The 16,759-nt window shown below is 37.5% G+C and carries 15 protein-coding genes; 13 read left to right on the top strand and 2 right to left on the bottom strand.

Annotated elements, in window-relative coordinates:
- Positions 1-57: 57 nt before the first annotated feature.
- Genes yycF through IGJ93_RS11015 form a run of 5 tightly spaced genes read left to right on the top strand, consistent with a single transcriptional unit; the run spans position 58 to position 5,655 of the window.
- On the top strand, positions 58-762 hold the full coding sequence (yycF, locus tag IGJ93_RS11035) for a response regulator YycF (protein WP_067482900.1): 705 nt from the start codon (positions 58-60) through the stop codon (positions 760-762).
- Positions 763-765: 3 nt separating this feature from the next.
- A complete protein-coding gene (gene walK / locus IGJ93_RS11030) occupies positions 766-2,601 on the top strand; it encodes a cell wall metabolism sensor histidine kinase WalK (protein ID WP_067482899.1) in 1,836 nt (611 codons plus the stop codon).
- Positions 2,598-3,917, top strand: a complete 1,320-nt coding sequence (locus IGJ93_RS11025) for a YycH family regulatory protein (protein ID WP_075491266.1) — start codon at positions 2,598-2,600, stop codon at positions 3,915-3,917. The genes walK and IGJ93_RS11025 overlap by 4 nt, the downstream gene beginning before the upstream one ends.
- On the top strand, positions 3,918-4,790 hold the full coding sequence (locus tag IGJ93_RS11020) for a two-component system regulatory protein YycI (RefSeq protein WP_071869118.1): 873 nt from the start codon (positions 3,918-3,920) through the stop codon (positions 4,788-4,790).
- 55 nt (positions 4,791-4,845) lie between these two features.
- The gene (locus IGJ93_RS11015) at positions 4,846-5,655 is read left to right on the top strand and encodes an MBL fold metallo-hydrolase (RefSeq protein ID WP_067482895.1); all 810 of its coding nucleotides are present in this window, start codon (positions 4,846-4,848) and stop codon (positions 5,653-5,655) included.
- A 266-nt stretch (positions 5,656-5,921) separates the two neighbouring features.
- Here the strand turns inward: IGJ93_RS11015 and IGJ93_RS11010 are convergent, their stop codons facing one another.
- Positions 5,922-6,551 (bottom strand): NAD(P)-dependent oxidoreductase, encoded by a 630-nt coding sequence (locus IGJ93_RS11010; protein WP_075491265.1) that lies wholly within the window; start codon positions 6,549-6,551, stop codon positions 5,922-5,924.
- Between the two features lie 147 nt (positions 6,552-6,698).
- Here IGJ93_RS11010 and IGJ93_RS11005 point away from each other — a divergent pair, with 147 nt between their 5' ends.
- The 3 genes from IGJ93_RS11005 (at position 6,699) to IGJ93_RS10995 (ending at position 10,441) form a co-directional block, all read left to right on the top strand.
- The gene (locus IGJ93_RS11005; protein WP_086270683.1) at positions 6,699-7,448 is read left to right on the top strand and encodes a MurR/RpiR family transcriptional regulator; all 750 of its coding nucleotides are present in this window, start codon (positions 6,699-6,701) and stop codon (positions 7,446-7,448) included.
- A 191-nt stretch (positions 7,449-7,639) separates the two neighbouring features.
- Entirely contained in the window at positions 7,640-8,971 is a 1,332-nt protein-coding gene (locus IGJ93_RS11000; RefSeq protein WP_067482886.1) for a PTS sugar transporter subunit IIC, read from the top strand.
- A 36-nt stretch (positions 8,972-9,007) separates the two neighbouring features.
- Complete coding sequence (locus IGJ93_RS10995; RefSeq protein WP_067482885.1) at positions 9,008-10,441, top strand: 6-phospho-beta-glucosidase; 1,434 nt, start codon at positions 9,008-9,010, stop codon at positions 10,439-10,441.
- A gap of 57 nt (positions 10,442-10,498) precedes the next feature.
- Here the strand turns inward: IGJ93_RS10995 and IGJ93_RS10990 are convergent, their stop codons facing one another.
- Positions 10,499-11,152, bottom strand: coding sequence for a CPBP family intramembrane glutamic endopeptidase (locus IGJ93_RS10990; protein WP_430596944.1), 654 nt, complete (start codon positions 11,150-11,152; stop codon positions 10,499-10,501).
- Between the two features lie 235 nt (positions 11,153-11,387).
- On the opposite strand from IGJ93_RS10990, the gene groES reads away from it, so the two are divergent.
- The 5 genes from groES to IGJ93_RS10965 all read left to right on the top strand — a co-directional run bounded on the left by groES (position 11,388) and on the right by IGJ93_RS10965 (position 16,541).
- A complete protein-coding gene (gene groES / locus IGJ93_RS10985; RefSeq protein WP_071869115.1) occupies positions 11,388-11,672 on the top strand; it encodes a co-chaperone GroES in 285 nt (94 codons plus the stop codon).
- Positions 11,673-11,712: 40 nt separating this feature from the next.
- A complete protein-coding gene (gene groL, locus IGJ93_RS10980) occupies positions 11,713-13,338 on the top strand; it encodes a chaperonin GroEL (RefSeq protein WP_067482882.1) in 1,626 nt (541 codons plus the stop codon).
- 424 nt (positions 13,339-13,762) lie between these two features.
- Positions 13,763-15,175, top strand: coding sequence for a PTS sugar transporter subunit IIC (locus tag IGJ93_RS10975; RefSeq protein WP_270608158.1), 1,413 nt, complete (start codon positions 13,763-13,765; stop codon positions 15,173-15,175).
- Positions 15,176-15,329: 154 nt separating this feature from the next.
- Positions 15,330-15,599, top strand: a complete 270-nt coding sequence (locus IGJ93_RS10970; protein ID WP_430596943.1) for a hypothetical protein — start codon at positions 15,330-15,332, stop codon at positions 15,597-15,599.
- A gap of 18 nt (positions 15,600-15,617) precedes the next feature.
- Positions 15,618-16,541, top strand: coding sequence for a LacI family DNA-binding transcriptional regulator (locus IGJ93_RS10965; protein ID WP_067482876.1), 924 nt, complete (start codon positions 15,618-15,620; stop codon positions 16,539-16,541).
- Positions 16,542-16,759: the final 218 nt, after the last annotated feature.

Genomic DNA, 16,759 nt, shown 5'->3' with positions numbered 1-16,759 from the left:
TCTCGAAATACGGTATAATGAAAAGGTATGACAATAATAAAAAAGAGGTGGCTCTTTATGAAAAAAATTTTAGTTGTCGATGACGAAAAGCCGATTTCGGATATCGTTAAGTTTAATTTAACAAAAGAAGGTTACGATGTTTACACTGCGTACGATGGCGAAGAAGCCTTAGAAAAAGTCGAAGAGGTAGTACCTGATTTGATTTTATTAGATTTGATGTTGCCAAAAATGGATGGGCTAGAAGTAGCACGAGAAGTTCGTAAAACTTATGACATGCCGATCATCATGGTAACTGCAAAAGATTCTGAAATTGATAAAGTTTTAGGATTAGAACTTGGTGCGGATGACTACGTGACAAAACCGTTTTCGAATCGAGAATTGGTAGCTCGTGTCAAAGCCAATTTACGTCGTGGCGCAGCAGCTGCAAAAGAAGTGGAAGAGGTAACACCATCAGAACTAACAATTGGTGATCTAACAATCCATCCAGATGCTTACATGGTAACGAAACGTGGCGAAACAATTGAGTTGACACATCGTGAGTTTGAGTTGCTTTTCTATCTAGCAAAACATATTGGACAAGTAATGACACGTGAGCATTTACTACAGACTGTTTGGGGTTACGACTATTTTGGTGATGTCCGAACAGTTGATGTTACTGTACGTCGTTTGCGCGAAAAAATCGAAGATAATCCAAGTCACCCGAACTATTTAGTTACGCGTCGTGGCGTCGGTTACTACTTGCGTAACCCAGAACAGGAGTAATCAATGAAGAAAAAGGTCCGCTTTTTTCGATCAGTCAATTTTAAAATCGCCATTACATTTATTTTGATTTTATTGATTTCGATTGAAATTATTGGTGCGTATTTTATACGTGGTTTGGAGCGCTCCACGATCAACACTTTTATCAAAGATATGAATCAGACAGTTGTCTCATTAGCTTCAACAATTAGCCCTGAGCTTAGTCGAAAAGATACGGCAGATCCAGATGAGGTCAATGCGAATATCAAACGTTTTATCGAAAATAGTGCTTCAAGTGATATTATCGAAATTCGTGTGGTTGACGAAAAAGGGATCATTCGGGGGACAACGGATGTAAGTGAACAAAGTTCTATCGGTAAGAAAAATGATTATGTAGCCGTTGATGATTTTACTACTAAACGTTATGTCGCACTTGATTCAGATGACAAGCGGGTAAATATTAATGTTCAGCCTATTCTGTCCCCGACCGGCGATGCCGTCATCGGGGCTCTTTACGTCAAAAGTGATATTGAACAAAAGTACTCAGAAATTAGTAACACAGCGATTATCTTTTTCACGGCTTCTCTGATTGCGGCATTCATTTCCATGATTGTGTCGGTCTTAGTTGCACGTTCGATTACACAACCAATTGGCGAAATGCGCGAACAAGCTATCCGCATTGCGCGGGGTGACTATAGTCGAAAAGTAAAAGTCCATGGACAAGATGAATTGGGGCAATTGGCAGATACTTTTAACCAGTTGGCTGAACGAATCGAAGAAGCACAAGATACGATGGAAGCTGAACGAAATCGGTTGGATAGTGTCCTTTCGCATATGACGGATGGGGTCATTGCAACCGATCGTCGAGGAAAAGTCATTACGATTAACGATATGGCTTTATCGTTGTTAGATATTAAAAATGAAGAGGCAATTGGTCAGTCTATTTTGACCTTGCTTGACATCGAAGAAGAATATACGTTGCGTAAATTATTAGAGAATCCAGATGAAATGGTTCTCGATCGTTCAACAGGCTCCACTGAAAGTGACCAAATGATTTTACGCGTTGATTTCTCCATGATTCGTCGTGAATCAGGCTTTATTAGTGGTCTGGTAGCTGTCTTACATGATGTAACTGAGCAAGAAAAAACAGAACGTGAACGTCGTGAGTTTGTTTCCAATGTTTCCCATGAACTACGCACACCGTTAACAAGTATGCGTAGCTATATTGAAGCGTTGAGCGAAGGCGCGTGGCAAGACGAAGAAATTGCACCGAACTTTTTGAAGGTCACTTTAGATGAAACAGACCGAATGATTCGGATGATCAATGACTTATTGAATCTTTCTCGAATGGACACGGGAAACACACAGCTGCAATTAGAATACGTCAATTTTAATGAGCTAATCAATTTTGTACTTGATCGTTTCGATATGATGGTTGGTAATCAAGAAAAAAAATATGCGATTCGCCGTGAATTTACCCAACGAGATCTCTGGGTTGAAATAGATACTGACAAAATCATACAAGTAATCGACAATATCATGAATAACGCTATTAAATATTCTCCTGATGGAGGAACGATTACTTGCCGTTTGTTAGAAACACATAATAACGTTATTCTAAGCATAACTGACCAGGGGCTAGGTATCCCTAAAAAAGATTTGACTCGAGTATTCGAGCGTTTTTATCGTGTAGACAAAGCTCGGGCACGTGCTCAAGGCGGAACAGGTCTTGGCTTAGCGATTTCGCGTGAAGTAGTTAAGGCACACCGAGGCGCCATTTGGGCAGAAAGTAAAGAAGGTCAAGGTTCGACTTTCTATATTTCATTACCATATGAACCATATGAGGAGGACTGGTGGGAATGAAAATTTCAGGGAAAATCATCCGGATTGGACTAGTTTTGATGGTTGCACTGAGTTTATATTTCTCCTATGTCATCTGGCTAAGTCCTGCTGGAAAAGAAACAGTGAATGTTGACGAAACGAGTTCACAAGTGATGACTGAATCACAATCAAATCGAAAATCTTCAGAAATTTTTTTACCACTACACGTGACGTGGGTCCAAGGAGAAAATATCCAAGAAACAAATAGTGAAAACTTAGTTTCGCGCCTGCAAACAGTAATCGGTAAAGCTCGTTTTGGTAAGCTTTCAGAAGTGGTTACAGGAGATAAAACTGAATTTGATCAGAAAAAGGAACTTTCGGAAGGCTTTGAGTTAACTTATCTAGCACCATTTTTGTTACAAGAATATATCCAAGCATTTGGGTTGAACTTAGATGTAAGTAATCTATCTGATGATACAGAGATGATTTCTTTTACTTGTATTCAGTTTGATGAAAAAAATAAAAAAATTCGTTTCTTGGATTTTGTTCATCAAACGATTTATGAAGCTAACCTTTCTTTAAATTGGGAAGACATCAAAAAAGAGTTATCTTTTGATGAAAATAAATGGACTAAAATGTCTAAAAAAACATCTGTGATTGCTCATCAATATGATACAGAATCACCAATCAAGTTAAAAAAATACAGTTATATTTTATCGCAACAACCGTACACACTTTTTCGAAATGCTTTCTTTCAATCCCCAGATGAAGTGAAAAATAATGATGAAAGCAGCGAACTGATTTTTTATGGTGGCAATGAAACGATGACAATTCATTCTGCCAGTCAAGTTGTAGATTTTCGTGGAGAGTTATCTGATACAAATAATAACGGAAATATTTACTCGAAAAGTTTTCCATACATTAGTAAAATTGGCAGCAACTTAGGAAATCTTCATTATTTTGATCGTACGGATAATCAAATTGACTATCGGATTTTTGTTGAAGGATTCCCAGTGTTTGGCACGGATAGTAAAGGCAAAGTTGGTATAACGATTAATGGTGAAGCTACTGAAAAAACGCAAGTTAACATTCAGACCAGCTTAAATGCAATCCAAGTACCTATTCCTTCAGACGAGTCAGTGGAATTGGCTAGTACGGCAGACGTTATTCAACAATTAGTTACCCATGGTGCGGAAAAGGAAGAACTTGAATCAGTCATTATTGGTTACACGTGGCAAAATATCAAAGAAACGAACCGGGTCGTAGACTTGTTACCAGAATGGTATGTGAAATATCAAGGGAATTGGTACTCCGCCAGTGAGTTGTCTAACAAACTAGCTGAAATGGGGGCGAACTAAGTGGACTTTAAAAAAATTGAATGGATTTTTTTCCTAGCTTTCTTAGGCCTCAATGTTTTTTTATTCAGCAGTTATCACGAGGCAATGAATCAAGAAAACAATGTGATACGTTCAGACCAAACAGAATCGCTGCAAAATCGTCTAGCTAGTGATGATATTTCTTATTCAGGAAATATTTCTTCTGAGAGTAAACAGGGATACTATTTAAGTGCCGAACAAAGCGATCTTGGTACGGTCTTAGCACAACACCGAAAGAAGAATCCAACAGGGCTACTTCGTAGTGGAATCACTTTTGATGGGCTGTCGACTTTAACGAAGACGTTCACTGCTGAAGAATCTGAAAAGTACAAAATCGACAACAAACAGACCAAACATTCGATTACAGAATTTTTGAATAGTCAAAATAACGTACTTTATGGTGATGAATATGAATTTATGTCGAATTTCTCCACATTAGAAGGAAATTCACTAGAAATTGAAGCAAGCCAGTCCTATGAAGGAATCCCATTTCATGACGATACTGCTGAAATCAATTTTATAGTGGAAAAAGACGAGGGTGTTTATAAACTGACGAAATATACCCAGACGCACTTAACAAACATTGAACATCTACGTGAAAAAATGGATCTATATTCAGAAGAGGAAGCAATCCAAACGCTTTATGTGAATAATAAGATTCCTAGTTCTTCAAAAATTTTGTGGCGTCAACTTGCTTATTCTTGTATCGTGAAGGTTCGTGAAAAAAATGTATATGTTCCAATTTGGTATGTGGCTATTGAAACGAGTGATAAAAGTGTTCAAATTGAATCAGTCAACGCATTCAGTAATACGATTGTGACAAATAATGTGGTTCCAAAAGTGGAAGATAATTAAAAAAGTAGGTATAATGAAAAAAGTTTACAGTGTGAAGAAGGGAAGTAATAAATAAATGGTCGAAGAAAAACCAGCTTTTAAAATCAGTATCCTTGCGAGTGGGAGTTCAGGAAACTCACTTTATTTAGAAAGTGAGAAGAAACGACTATTGGTGGATGCAGGTCTTAGCGGGAAAAAAATTACTTCCTTGATGGCTCAAATTGATCGTAAACCTGAAGATTTAGATGGCATTCTAGTAACGCATGAACATCGAGATCACATTCATGGTGTAGGTGTGCTGGCGCGGAAATATCATTTAGATGTGTATGCCAATGAAAAAACGTGGGAAGCAATGTCGCCATTGATTGGCAATGTCCCCGTCGAGCAAAAACATTTATTTGAAATGGGAAAAGTCCAAACTTTTGGGGATGTAGATATTGAAAGTTTTGGTGTTTCGCATGATGCGGCTGCGCCACAGTTTTATCGTATCTACAAAGAAAATCATTCATTTGTGATGCTAACGGACACTGGTTACTGTAGTGATTATATGCGTGGAATTATTGAAAATGCGGACGGCTATCTAATGGAAAGTAATCACGATTTAGAAATGTTGCGAATGGGTTCTTATCCTTGGAATTTAAAACAACGAATTTTGGGAGATCGTGGTCATTTATCAAATGAAGATGGTGCATTAGTGATGACTGATGTAATTGGTAATCGGACAAAACGCATCTATTTAGGTCATTTGAGTAAAGAAAACAACTTGAAAGAGTTGGCGCATTTGACGATGGAAAATACGTTAAAAGAAAAGGATTTTGGTGTGGGTTCTGATTTTGATGTGTACGATACGGATCCTGATCAGGCGACGGAATTGTTTTCGATTTAAAAAGGTTGTGGCACAAAACGTTCAGCTCCGACTAGATAGCGAACAGTCATTCAAAATAGCTTTCCATATTTTGATATGGATGCAAGCTATATCGAGGAGCTGTTTTGGGAACACCGAAGGTAAAGATTGTGGCGTAAAACGTTAAGTAACAAGATGCTTTCTAGCAATCTGCTTTCTATTAAGAACATAAAGTATTCATTCCAAATAAAAAAGGTGCAATCGGTTATTTTTAGCTAACCGGTTGCACCTTTTTTATTTTAACTGCTTTATTGGCTCACGACACTAACATGCTCATTCTCATGTTTATCTGCCAGTACTTCGTCAATCAAAGCAATGGCATAGTCTGCCATGCTGACAACGCTTTCTCCCTGTGCATTCTTATGAAGAAAGTCATCATCTAGTTGATATTTTCCTGTTCGTTCGCCTGTTGGATTGAAGAACGCAGCTGGACTGATATAGGTCCAACGAAGTCCTTTTGTGTCTTTTAAATGAACAAGTGCTTGCGACATATGGAAAGCTGTTGGATAAAAAGGTGCGTCTTCTGGTACTTGGTCAATCATACGAGTTGTTTTTTCTGGATCAATAAATAGAGAAGAAGCACCACCAACGACAAGTAAACGAGTCGAAGTATTCGCTAAAATTTTTGCTAAGTGTGCAAGGGATGTTTGATGCATTTCTTCCTTACCTACAGGTGCATTGAACGCATCAACAACAACGTCAAAAGGAGCAAGGTCTTCAGTCGTCAAATCGTATAAATCCTTTTCAATAAATGGAACACTTACTGTTAATTTTTTGGCATTTCTGACAATGGCTGTAACGTCAAGATGACGAGCAAGAGCCTCCTTCAAAATCAATGAACCTGCGTGACCAGTTGCGCCAATAATTGCTATTTTCATCAAAAAACCTCCTATCATTTCCTTTATTGTATGAAGTTATGTCAATTGGGTCAAAGAATTGGTTTTTTATAGAAGATTTCAACACCAGACTTTCTTTTATAATTATTGCTCTGTTATAATTAAAAGATAATGAAAGGAGGGGGAGCCGTGTTTGAAGCAGAAAAAATCAAGCAACTGAATGAGCTGGAGATGATTGTTTATAATTACTTGATTGCTCATTTAGAAGAAGTGTCAAAAATGACGATTCGTCAATTGTCAGATGCATGCCATGTGTCAACTTCGACGATTTTACGTTGCTGTAACAAATTGGGCTTACAAGGCTTTTCTGAGCTGAAATTTGCAATAAAAAATTATCAAACACAAGCAAAACAACAGATGTTTGAACAATTTTATGATGCAACGGTTCAGGTAGATTCTTTTTTGAAAAAGGTCAATAATGAAAGTTATCGAATCGTTTTGGAGCAAGCAGTCCAAATGATTTTAGAAGCCCGTCATGTTGCTTTTTCTGGAATTGGTACAAGTGGTGTCCTTGGATTATATGGTAGTCGTTATTTTATCAATTTAGGGTTGAATGCCTATAGCATCACTGATCCGTTTGCTCCAGTCCCTTCTCGCGGATTAGAAAGTACATTAGCAATCATTTTGTCTGTATCAGGTGAAACGGTTGAAATGATTGAAAAAACAGAGGATTTTAAACGCTACGGTGCAAAAGTTCTTAGTATTACAAATGATGAAACCTCGACGATTGCTCGTTTGGCAGACTATAATTTGTCTTATTATATGCCAGAAACAAGAGGAAAAGAGGAATCGCTAAACCTGACAACACAAGTTCCGGTGGTGACTTTATTAGAAATGTTAGCGCAAAAAGCGAGTCAAGAAATAGAAAGAGCGCATTAGCCTGTTTTTTTTGTTGGAACATGTTCCTTCAGAAGGCTAAGCTCTTTTTTTCTTTGTACAGGTTAGTTATAGTTATATATGTAAACGGATACAAAAAAAGAAAGGAGTATAGAATAGGATTTATTGGATGAAATGCACTTATTTTTTATTGGATGATTTTTTTAATTTAACTGGATAAGGAGAGAAGTATTATGAATGAATGGATTAATGAGAAAGTTTTACCTCCGGTTTTAAAATTTGTTAATACGAAACCTATTACTGCGTTACGTAATGGGATGTTATACACAATGCCGTTCACAATTGTTGGCTCGGTTTTCTTACTACTTGCTAACTTCCCCGTCACAGCAGTTTCAGAATGGGTCAACAATTCTGGACTCGCAGTTTATTTTAACCAAGCGTATGGTGCTTCATTTGCTATTATGGCAATTTTTGCAGTAGTTGGGATTGCTTATTCTTACGTCAAAGATGAAGGCTTTGAAGGGCTACCAGCAGGGATGATTGCATTGGTTATCTTTTTACTAACGATGCGTTCAGATGTGACGGATGCAGAATCTGGTGTTGTAATTGGTAACGTAATTGATAAAGGTTGGACTGGTGGTCAAGGGATGATCAGTGCAATCTTGGTTGGTCTATTTGTTGGTTGGGGCTACACTTGGTTCCTAAAAAGAGATATTCGAATCAAATTGCCAGAGCAAGTGCCGGATAACGTAGCAAACTCATTTACAGCGTTGATTCCAGCAGCTGTTTTGATTACCTTTGCAATGCTTGTATATATTTTCTTTGATGCAGTCTTCAGCACAACAATGATTCAATGGATTTATGAAGTAATCCAAAGCCCAATGCAAGGTGTAACAGATTCACTTGGTGGTGCGTTGATGCTTGGTTTCTTAGTTCCATTCTTATGGTTCTTTGGAGTACATGGTTCAACAATTGTTGGTGGGATCATGGGACCAATCTTACAAGCAAACTCATTAGCAAACACAGAGATTCTTGAATCTGGTAAAGCATTGACCGTTGCAAATGGTGGACATATTGTTACGCAACAATTCTTAGACCAATTCATGACAGTAACAGGTGCTGGGATGACGATTGGTGTTGTGATGTTCATGGTTTTCTTTGCAAAATCAGCACAGTTCAAACAGCTTGGACGTTTATCTTTAGCTCCAGCTATCTTTAACATTAACGAACCAATTATTTTTGCAACACCAATCGTAATGAACCCGATTATGGCGATTCCATTTATTGCGACACCAGTTGTTTCTGGTGTGATTACTTACTTCGCTTTGTATACAGGATTAGTTCCATTGTTTACAGCTGTACAAGTACCATGGACAACACCACCAATTATTTCAGGATTTTTAGTAGGTGGCTGGCAAGCGGCGTTGTTACAAACATTTGTTTTAGCAATTGGTTTCTTTATCTATTTACCATTCGTGAAGAAAATTGATGCAATGAACTATGCACAAGAAAACGATCTTTCTTTTGCAGAAGCAGATCAATTAGAAGAATCACAAGTTTTATAAACGATTTTACAAATTAACGAGAAATGAGTCGATCGTATGAGCGTGTTGAGAAAAGGATTTTTATGGGGCGGTGCAGTAGCAGCCCATCAATTAGAAGGTGGTTGGCAAGAAGGTGGCAAAGGTGTTAGTGTTGCTGATGTTATGACTGCTGGAAAAAACGGTGTGGCAAGAAAGATCACAGATGGTGTGATTGAAGGCAACTATTATCCTAATCATGAGGCAATTGATTTTTATCATCATTATAAGGAAGATGTTCGTTTATTTGCTGAATTAGGTTTGAATTGTTTTCGGACATCAATTGCCTGGAGCAGAATTTTTCCAAAAGGTGATGAATTAGAACCAAATGAAGCAGGGTTACAATTTTATGATGACCTATTTGATGAATGTCTAAAATATGGGATCGAACCGGTTATCACGCTTTCCCATTTTGAAATGCCTTATCATTTAGTAAAAGAATATGGTGGTTGGCGAAATCGAAAAATGATTGAATTTTTTACTCGGTTTGCGGAAACTTGTTTCACTCGTTACCAAGAGAAAGTGAAATACTGGATGACCTTTAATGAAATCAATAACCAAGCGAATTTTCACGAAGATTTTGCACCATTTACTAATTCGGGCATTCGTTATGAAGAAGGCGAAGATCGCGAAGCAATCATGTATCAGGCTGCACACTATGAATTAGTGGCAAGTGCGCAAGCGGTAGAAATCGGACATCGGATTAATCCAGATTTTGAAATTGGTTGTATGATTGCCATGGTGCCAATCTATAGTTACTCATGTAGTCCTAATGATATGATGGCAGCAACAGTTGCGATGCAAAGACGTTATTGGTTTACTGACGTGCATTGTAAAGGTCGCTATCCAAGTTATATGGATGCGTACTTTAAACGAAAAGGATTTGAATTAGATCGAACAGCAGAAGATGCCCGTATTTTAAAGGTAGGGTGTGTCGACTATATCGGCTTTAGTTACTATATGTCGTTTGCAATCAAAGATCATGATAAAGCACCAACTTTTGACTATGATGAAGCAGCAGACTTAGTAGAAAATCCTTATGTGAAAGCATCTGACTGGGGATGGCAAATCGATCCTATGGGTTTGCGTTACGCAATGAACTGGTTCAATGAACGTTACGAAAAACCATTATTTATTGTGGAAAATGGGTTTGGTGCAATTGATGAGATTGGGGAAAGCGGACAAGTCGAAGATGATTATCGCATTGAGTATTTGCGAGAGCACATTGCTTCAATGAAAGATGCTGTTGAATATGATGGTATTGATTTAATGGGCTACACGCCATGGGGATTCATTGATTTGGTTTCTGCCGGGACAGGAGAAATGAAAAAACGTTACGGCTTTATCTATGTTGATAAGGACAACGAAGGAAATGGAACATTGGCAAGAAGCAAGAAAAAATCGTTTGATTGGTATAAGGAAGTTATTGCCACAAACGGTGAAACATTAAGCTAAAAAAACTGCGACAAAATCGTTTAAGATTTTGTCGCAGTTTTTAATTGAAAGCAAAAATTATTTTTGGATTAACAACTGTACAACGATGACCAATGTATTCATACCTACATGTGTAATCATTGAAGTCCAAATTCGACCAGTTGATTTATACAATAAACTAAAGAAGAAACCTAAGAAAAAGTAAACCAATAGATGACCATCTGCATGTGCAACAGCAAAAAGTAGAGAACTGATTACAGCACCTACCCAAAAATTCGAGTAGTGACTAACGAGTCCTAGAATACTACGACGAAAAACAAGTTCCTCCATGATTGGGGCACCAATAGTCGTTGCTAGAATAAATGCGGGTGCTTTTAAAATCATTTGGATGATGTTTTGCGTATTTTCAGATGGAGCGCTTTGACCAAATAAGAAAGTTTCGATTCCGACAGCCGCACCTTGTAAAAAGATTGCTATCAAAATACCACCTAATCCAAGTAAAATGATTTCAGGAACACTTGCTTTAGGGACATCTGCCTCTATTGTTAAAGGTTCCTTTTGTTTGAAGTACAAAAACAGCAGCAAAACTGCTCCTAGTAAATAAGTAATAGTCATGGCCGAAATCAAACCAGTCGAAGAGGTAACGATACCTGTGATTCTTAAAAGGACAGGTGAAACAAAGACTAAACCGTAGCAAAAAATGCTTAGTAGACTATATTTTTTTAATGACATGAAATTCCTCCTTACAGGCTCTTATAAAAGATAACTTACCTGTGTTAGTAGACAAGATTTATTGGTAATTATACCATACGAAAGTTGTTCGCCAATGAAAATAAAAAATCAGATTTCTTTGATTTAAAAAGCTTGCAAAAAAGGAGCAGAATGAGTATTATTAAAAATGTAGGTTAGCACTCGAAAGGTAAGAGTGCTAACGGAACTAAAAATCGTGTTATCGGAGGGATTTATCGTGTTAAAACCATTAGGTGACCGCGTCATCATCGAAGTCGCAAAAGAAGAAGAAAAAACTGTTGGAGGAATCGTCTTAGCTTCCTCTGCCAAAGAAAAACCACAAACTGGTAGAATCGTTGCGGTTGGTGAAGGCCGTTTATTAGAAAACGGTGAAAAAGTTCCTGCCGCTGTTAAAGAAGGCGATCAAGTAATGTTTGAAAAGTATGCTGGAACAGAAGTGAAATTTGAAGGTAAAGAATATTTGATCGTTTCAGGTAAAGATATCATGGCGATCGTTGAGTAAAACAAGATAAACAAAATTTATTATTGAGGTGAAACCAATCATGGCAAAAGAATTAAAATTCGCAGAAGACGCACGCGCAGCAATGCTTCGTGGCGTAGATAAATTAGCTGATACAGTAAAAGTTACCTTAGGTCCAAAAGGCCGTAATGTTGTTTTAGAAAAATCTTATGGATCTCCATTGATTACTAATGACGGGGTAACAATTGCAAAAGAAATCGAATTAGAAGATCATTTTGAAAATATGGGTGCAAAATTAGTTTCTGAAGTTGCTTCAAAAACGAATGATATTGCTGGTGATGGTACAACTACTGCTACTGTTTTAACACAAGCAATCGTTCGTGAAGGCTTGAAAAACGTAACAGCCGGCGCTAATCCTTTAGGCATTCGTCGCGGAATTGAATTAGCTACAAAAGCGGCAGTAGAAGAATTACACAATATTTCAACAGTTGTTGATTCAAAAGAAGCAATTGCACAAGTTGCGGCTGTTTCTTCTGGTTCAGAACAAGTAGGTCATTTGATTGCGGATGCAATGGAAAAAGTCGGCAATGACGGTGTCATCACAATTGAAGAATCAAAAGGGATCGAAACAGAACTAGATGTTGTTGAAGGAATGCAGTTTGACCGTGGATATTTATCACAATACATGGTTACTGATAATGACAAAATGGAAGCTGTTTTAGATAATCCATATATCTTGATTACAGACAAAAAAATCTCAAATATTCAAGATATCTTGCCTCTATTAGAACAAATTTTACAACAATCTCGTCCATTATTAATCATTGCAGATGATGTAGATGGCGAAGCATTACCAACATTAGTATTGAATAAAATTCGTGGAACATTTAACGTAGTTGCTGTCAAAGCACCAGGATTTGGTGACCGTCGTAAAGCGATGCTTGAAGATATCGCTATTTTGACAGGTGGTACAGTAATCACTGATGATCTAGGTCTAGAATTAAAAGACGCAACTGTCGATAACTTAGGAAATGCTTCAAAAGTTGTTGTTGATAAAGACAATACAACAATCGTTGAAGGTTCTGGCGATAAAACAGCAATTGACGCACGCGTTCAATTGATCAAAAATCAAATTGCTGAAACAACTTCTGACTTTGATCGTGAAAAATTACAAGAGCGTCTAGCTAAATTAGCTGGCGGTGTTGCAGTAGTCAAAGTTGGTGCGGCGACTGAAACAGAATTAAAAGAATTGAAATTACGTATTGAAGATGCATTGAATGCTACTCGTGCTGCCGTAGAAGAAGGCATGGTTTCTGGTGGTGGTACTGCATTGGTAAATGTTATTGGAAAAGTTTCTGCAGTAGAAGCCCAAGGTGACGTAGCAACAGGAATTAAGATTGTTGTTCGTGCATTAGAAGAACCAATTCGTCAAATCGCGGAAAATGCTGGCTATGAAGGTTCAGTAATCGTTGATAAACTGAAAAATGTTGAACTTGGTACTGGGTTCAATGCTGCAACAGGCGAATGGGTAAACATGGTGGAAGCCGGAATCGTTGATCCAACAAAAGTAACTCGTTCTGCATTGCAAAATGCTGCTTCCGTTTCAGCATTGTTATTAACAACAGAAGCAGTTGTTGCAGATAAACCAGAACCAGCTGCACCTGCTGCTCCAGCAATGGATCCATCAATGATGGGCGGCATGATGTAATCACTACTTTCAATTCATAAAAATTGAAAGTATAACAAAAAAGAGGCACATCCTGTTCAAAGGGGGTGTGCCTCTTTTTTGTGCCTATTTTCTTTCGAGAAACAACATCTTAAAAAGAAATACGATTAAATTAGATTTAAAAAATTATCTGAGGAATAATTTTTATCTTCGTTCATATGGCTGCACAGCTTGCTGTTTGTTCTTACTAGAAAAAACTACAAGAAGTAGAAAAAATTTCTGTTGCTTTAGCTTAGTTATTAACTCTAAATAAACAAAAATCGTTTAGTACGTCTTCTTCATGGCCCAAAATAGTCGTCTGTGTTGTTTAGTAGGCACATATAAAAATATATGCTATATTTGTAATATCATTATAATGTATGCGCATACATTATAGGTGATGCAACTAAAACTTAGGAGGATGAAGATGGACGGATTGATGAAGTGGATGGAAAAATATATTTTACCTGTGGCAACAAAAATAGGGTCAGAAAAGCATTTAGTCGCCTTGCGAGATGCCTTTATTGGTACGATGCCAGCAACAATGGCTGGTGCAATCGCAGTTTTGCTCAATGCTTTCATGCGCGATTTTCCTAATACCTATTTAGGAGAGGGCAATGCAATTACAACCTTTTTTACACCTGTTATTGGTGTAAATGGATTGATTTGGAATGGAACATTGGCGATTATGGCAGTTGTGTTTGCACTTTCTTTAGGCGCAAATTTAGCAAAAGCGTATGAAGTTGATCCTGTGTCAGGAAGTATTGTTTCATTAGTCGCTTTTATCATCGGATTACCGGATGCCGCTACTGCAGTTTTGACATTACCAGAGAAGTTATCAGAAGAAGCTTCGACAATGATCACTACAGCAGGTGGAGTTATTTCTGATGCTGCAGAAGGTGGCCAAACGCTCTCGATGGGCGCATGGGGTTATTTTAACTTTGGTAAGTATATGGGTGGATCGGGTCTTTTTACTGCAATGATCTTTGGATTTATTTCAGTCATTATTTTTGCTCTTTTAATTCGAAAAAACATTATTATCCGTATGCCGGACTCTGTACCACCGGCTGTTTCTAAGGCTTTTGCTGCAATCATCCCTGCAGTGGTTTCCTTGTATGTTGTTGGAATTATTAACTATTTATTCAAACAAACGGCTGGTGTTCCTTTAATCGACTGGATTTCTGAAGCAATCCAAAAGCCTTTAATGCATCTTTCACAGGGCTACGGCGCAGTATTTATCATTGTGCTACTTGTTCATGTTCTCTGGTTCTTTGGGCTTCATGGAACGAACATCATGTCACCAGTACTACAAACACTTTATGGAACTGCTATGGTTGAAAATACGAATGCTTTTCAAAATAATGAGCCAATTCCGTTTAAGTGGGTAGCCGGCTCTTTTGAAGCTTTTGTCTGGCCTGGTGGTGCAGGTGTGACTTTAGTATTAATTGTAATGATTCTTTTCTTATCAAAACGTGCGGATTATAAAACAGTTGGGAAACTAGGTATTGCTCCGGGTTTATTCAATATTAATGAACCAGTGATGTTTGGTTTGCCGGTTGTACTAAATCCGTTATTAATGATTCCGTTTATTTTAGCGCCTTTAGCTACTGCCACTATTGCATACTTCGCAACGATGGCGGGATTTGTAAGACCTGTAGTTGTCAATGTAATCTGGGTCATGCCAACGATTATTAGTGGTTTCTTAGCGACTGCTGGAGATTGGCGTGCCATTGTGTTGACGATTGTGAATTTGCTTGTAGCAGCATTGATTTGGGCACCATTTATTCTTGCGGCAAATAAGTTAGACCCTAATTTGGGAGAAACAAACGAAACAAACTGATTGCACTGAAAAAGTTGTTAATAAGTATAAAAATAATCCAAGCAAACAGTATTTCCAACTTGTTTGCTTGGATTTTATTTAACCAAAACTTTCCGCTTGCTCTGGGACGCGTTTCATAAACTATACTCGAGCTATCAAGAAGGAGGGCTTACCTATGCATACTTATGTGAAAGTTTTGGGAACATCAAGCACTTGTTTTTACGCGTTGGTAGATTGTAATGAAAATAAACTAGTTTTAAAAAGTTTTCAAGGCCTGAACAAACCAATGAGAGAAGAAATCGATGTCAATCAGTTAACGAATTTAACAAAAGATACATTTTGGGGCGGACAGCGAATTAGTTTTTGTTATCAAGAAAAGTTGTATCAGTTTTATGAATGTGGGCCGGCTGTGATAGACTATCTACAAGAAAAACTTTTCGTTTAAGGTAGGTGAATCATCATCGTGGCAACTATTCGAGATATCGCACGTTTAACAGGTTATTCCGTCTCGACTATTTCTCGAGTTATTAATGAACACCCTTATGTGGATGAAAGAAAACGAGCAGAAATTTTAGCAGTTATGAAGGAACTAGACTATATTCCTAATGCAAATGCACGAACATTAAGCTATGGAGAAACCAAAAATTTAGGAGTCATTTTGCCATACACCAATCATCCATACTTTGATCAGTTGATTAGTGGAATTACTGAAGCCGCTTTCGATTCCAATTATAAAGTCACCTTGTTACCGACAAATTATCAAGCAAGTCGTGAAAAAGAGTATCTCGAAGAGTTTGCAGCAAAAAGATTTGATGGCTTGATCGTAACCTCGCGTGCTCATTCGTTAGAAAAATTGAAAGCGTACCAAAAATATGGCCCTATTATTTTTTGCGAAGAAATCAAAGATGAAAAATCAAGCTGTGTCTTTATTGATCGGGAACAATCGATTACGGAAGCATTGAAATTTTTACAAAAAGCTGGTGTCAAAAAACTAGGTGTTACTTTAGGAAGGAGTAGTCGACTTAGTTTTAATTCTAAGATTACCTTGCAATTATGTCGGAAAGTCTATTCGAATTTTGAAGAAGAAATGGTTTTCTGGGATTGTATTGGTTTGGAAGATGGGATCAAGGCAGGTGCTTTTTTTAATGAGCATCCAGTAGATGGCATTTTTACGAATTCAGATATGGTTGCAGCTGGTATCCTTAAAACATTTCCGAAAGGTCGAGCACCTAAATTAGTTGGCAGAGACAATCTGTATGTGAGTGATCTCTTAAATTTTCCCACTATTGATCATCACTTGAAGCAGTGTGGTGAAATGGCGTTTCACTTATTTTTGAAAAGACAACCGGAACAAATCAAGATTCCATATGAATTTATTCAAAGATAAAGAAAGTTTAAACAAACTAATAGCAAAAATAATTAGTGATTGTAAGAGGTTAGGCTAGAAATAATAAAAAAGACTGAATTAGCTTTACGTGATTCCTCAAAAAGTTCAATTGTAAAATTGGGCTTTTGGAGGGCACTGGAGTAAGCTACCTCAGTCTTTTTCTTCGGTAAAAATTAGAACAGATTGGATTGGAATAAATGTTTCGCCTATTTCAATAA

Source organism: Enterococcus sp. DIV0174 (genome assembly GCF_050529065.1).
GTDB classification, from domain to species: Bacteria; Bacillota; Bacilli; order Lactobacillales; family Enterococcaceae; genus Enterococcus_B; species Enterococcus_B thailandicus.
Note: the sequence above shows the minus strand (reverse complement) of the source record. Positions and strands in the feature narration are given on the sequence as shown.

Excerpts from the sequence above, each read along its gene's own strand:
- groL (WP_067482882.1), top strand. The coding sequence starts at position 11,713 with ATGGCAAAAGAATTAAAATTCGCAGAAGACGCACGCGCAGCAATGCTT.
- IGJ93_RS11010 (WP_075491265.1), bottom strand. The coding sequence starts at position 6,551 with ATGAAAATAGCAATTATTGGCGCAACTGGTCACGCAGGTTCATTGATT.
- yycF (WP_067482900.1), top strand. The coding sequence starts at position 58 with ATGAAAAAAATTTTAGTTGTCGATGACGAAAAGCCGATTTCGGATATC.
- IGJ93_RS10990 (WP_430596944.1), bottom strand. The coding sequence starts at position 11,152 with ATGTCATTAAAAAAATATAGTCTACTAAGCATTTTTTGCTACGGTTTA.
- IGJ93_RS10975 (WP_270608158.1), top strand. The coding sequence starts at position 13,763 with ATGGACGGATTGATGAAGTGGATGGAAAAATATATTTTACCTGTGGCA.
- IGJ93_RS11015 (WP_067482895.1), top strand. The coding sequence starts at position 4,846 with ATGGTCGAAGAAAAACCAGCTTTTAAAATCAGTATCCTTGCGAGTGGG.
- IGJ93_RS11025 (WP_075491266.1), top strand. The coding sequence starts at position 2,598 with ATGAAAATTTCAGGGAAAATCATCCGGATTGGACTAGTTTTGATGGTT.
- IGJ93_RS10995 (WP_067482885.1), top strand. The coding sequence starts at position 9,008 with ATGAGCGTGTTGAGAAAAGGATTTTTATGGGGCGGTGCAGTAGCAGCC.
- IGJ93_RS10970 (WP_430596943.1), top strand. The coding sequence starts at position 15,330 with ATGCATACTTATGTGAAAGTTTTGGGAACATCAAGCACTTGTTTTTAC.
- IGJ93_RS11000 (WP_067482886.1), top strand. The coding sequence starts at position 7,640 with ATGAATGAATGGATTAATGAGAAAGTTTTACCTCCGGTTTTAAAATTT.
- walK (WP_067482899.1), top strand. The coding sequence starts at position 766 with ATGAAGAAAAAGGTCCGCTTTTTTCGATCAGTCAATTTTAAAATCGCC.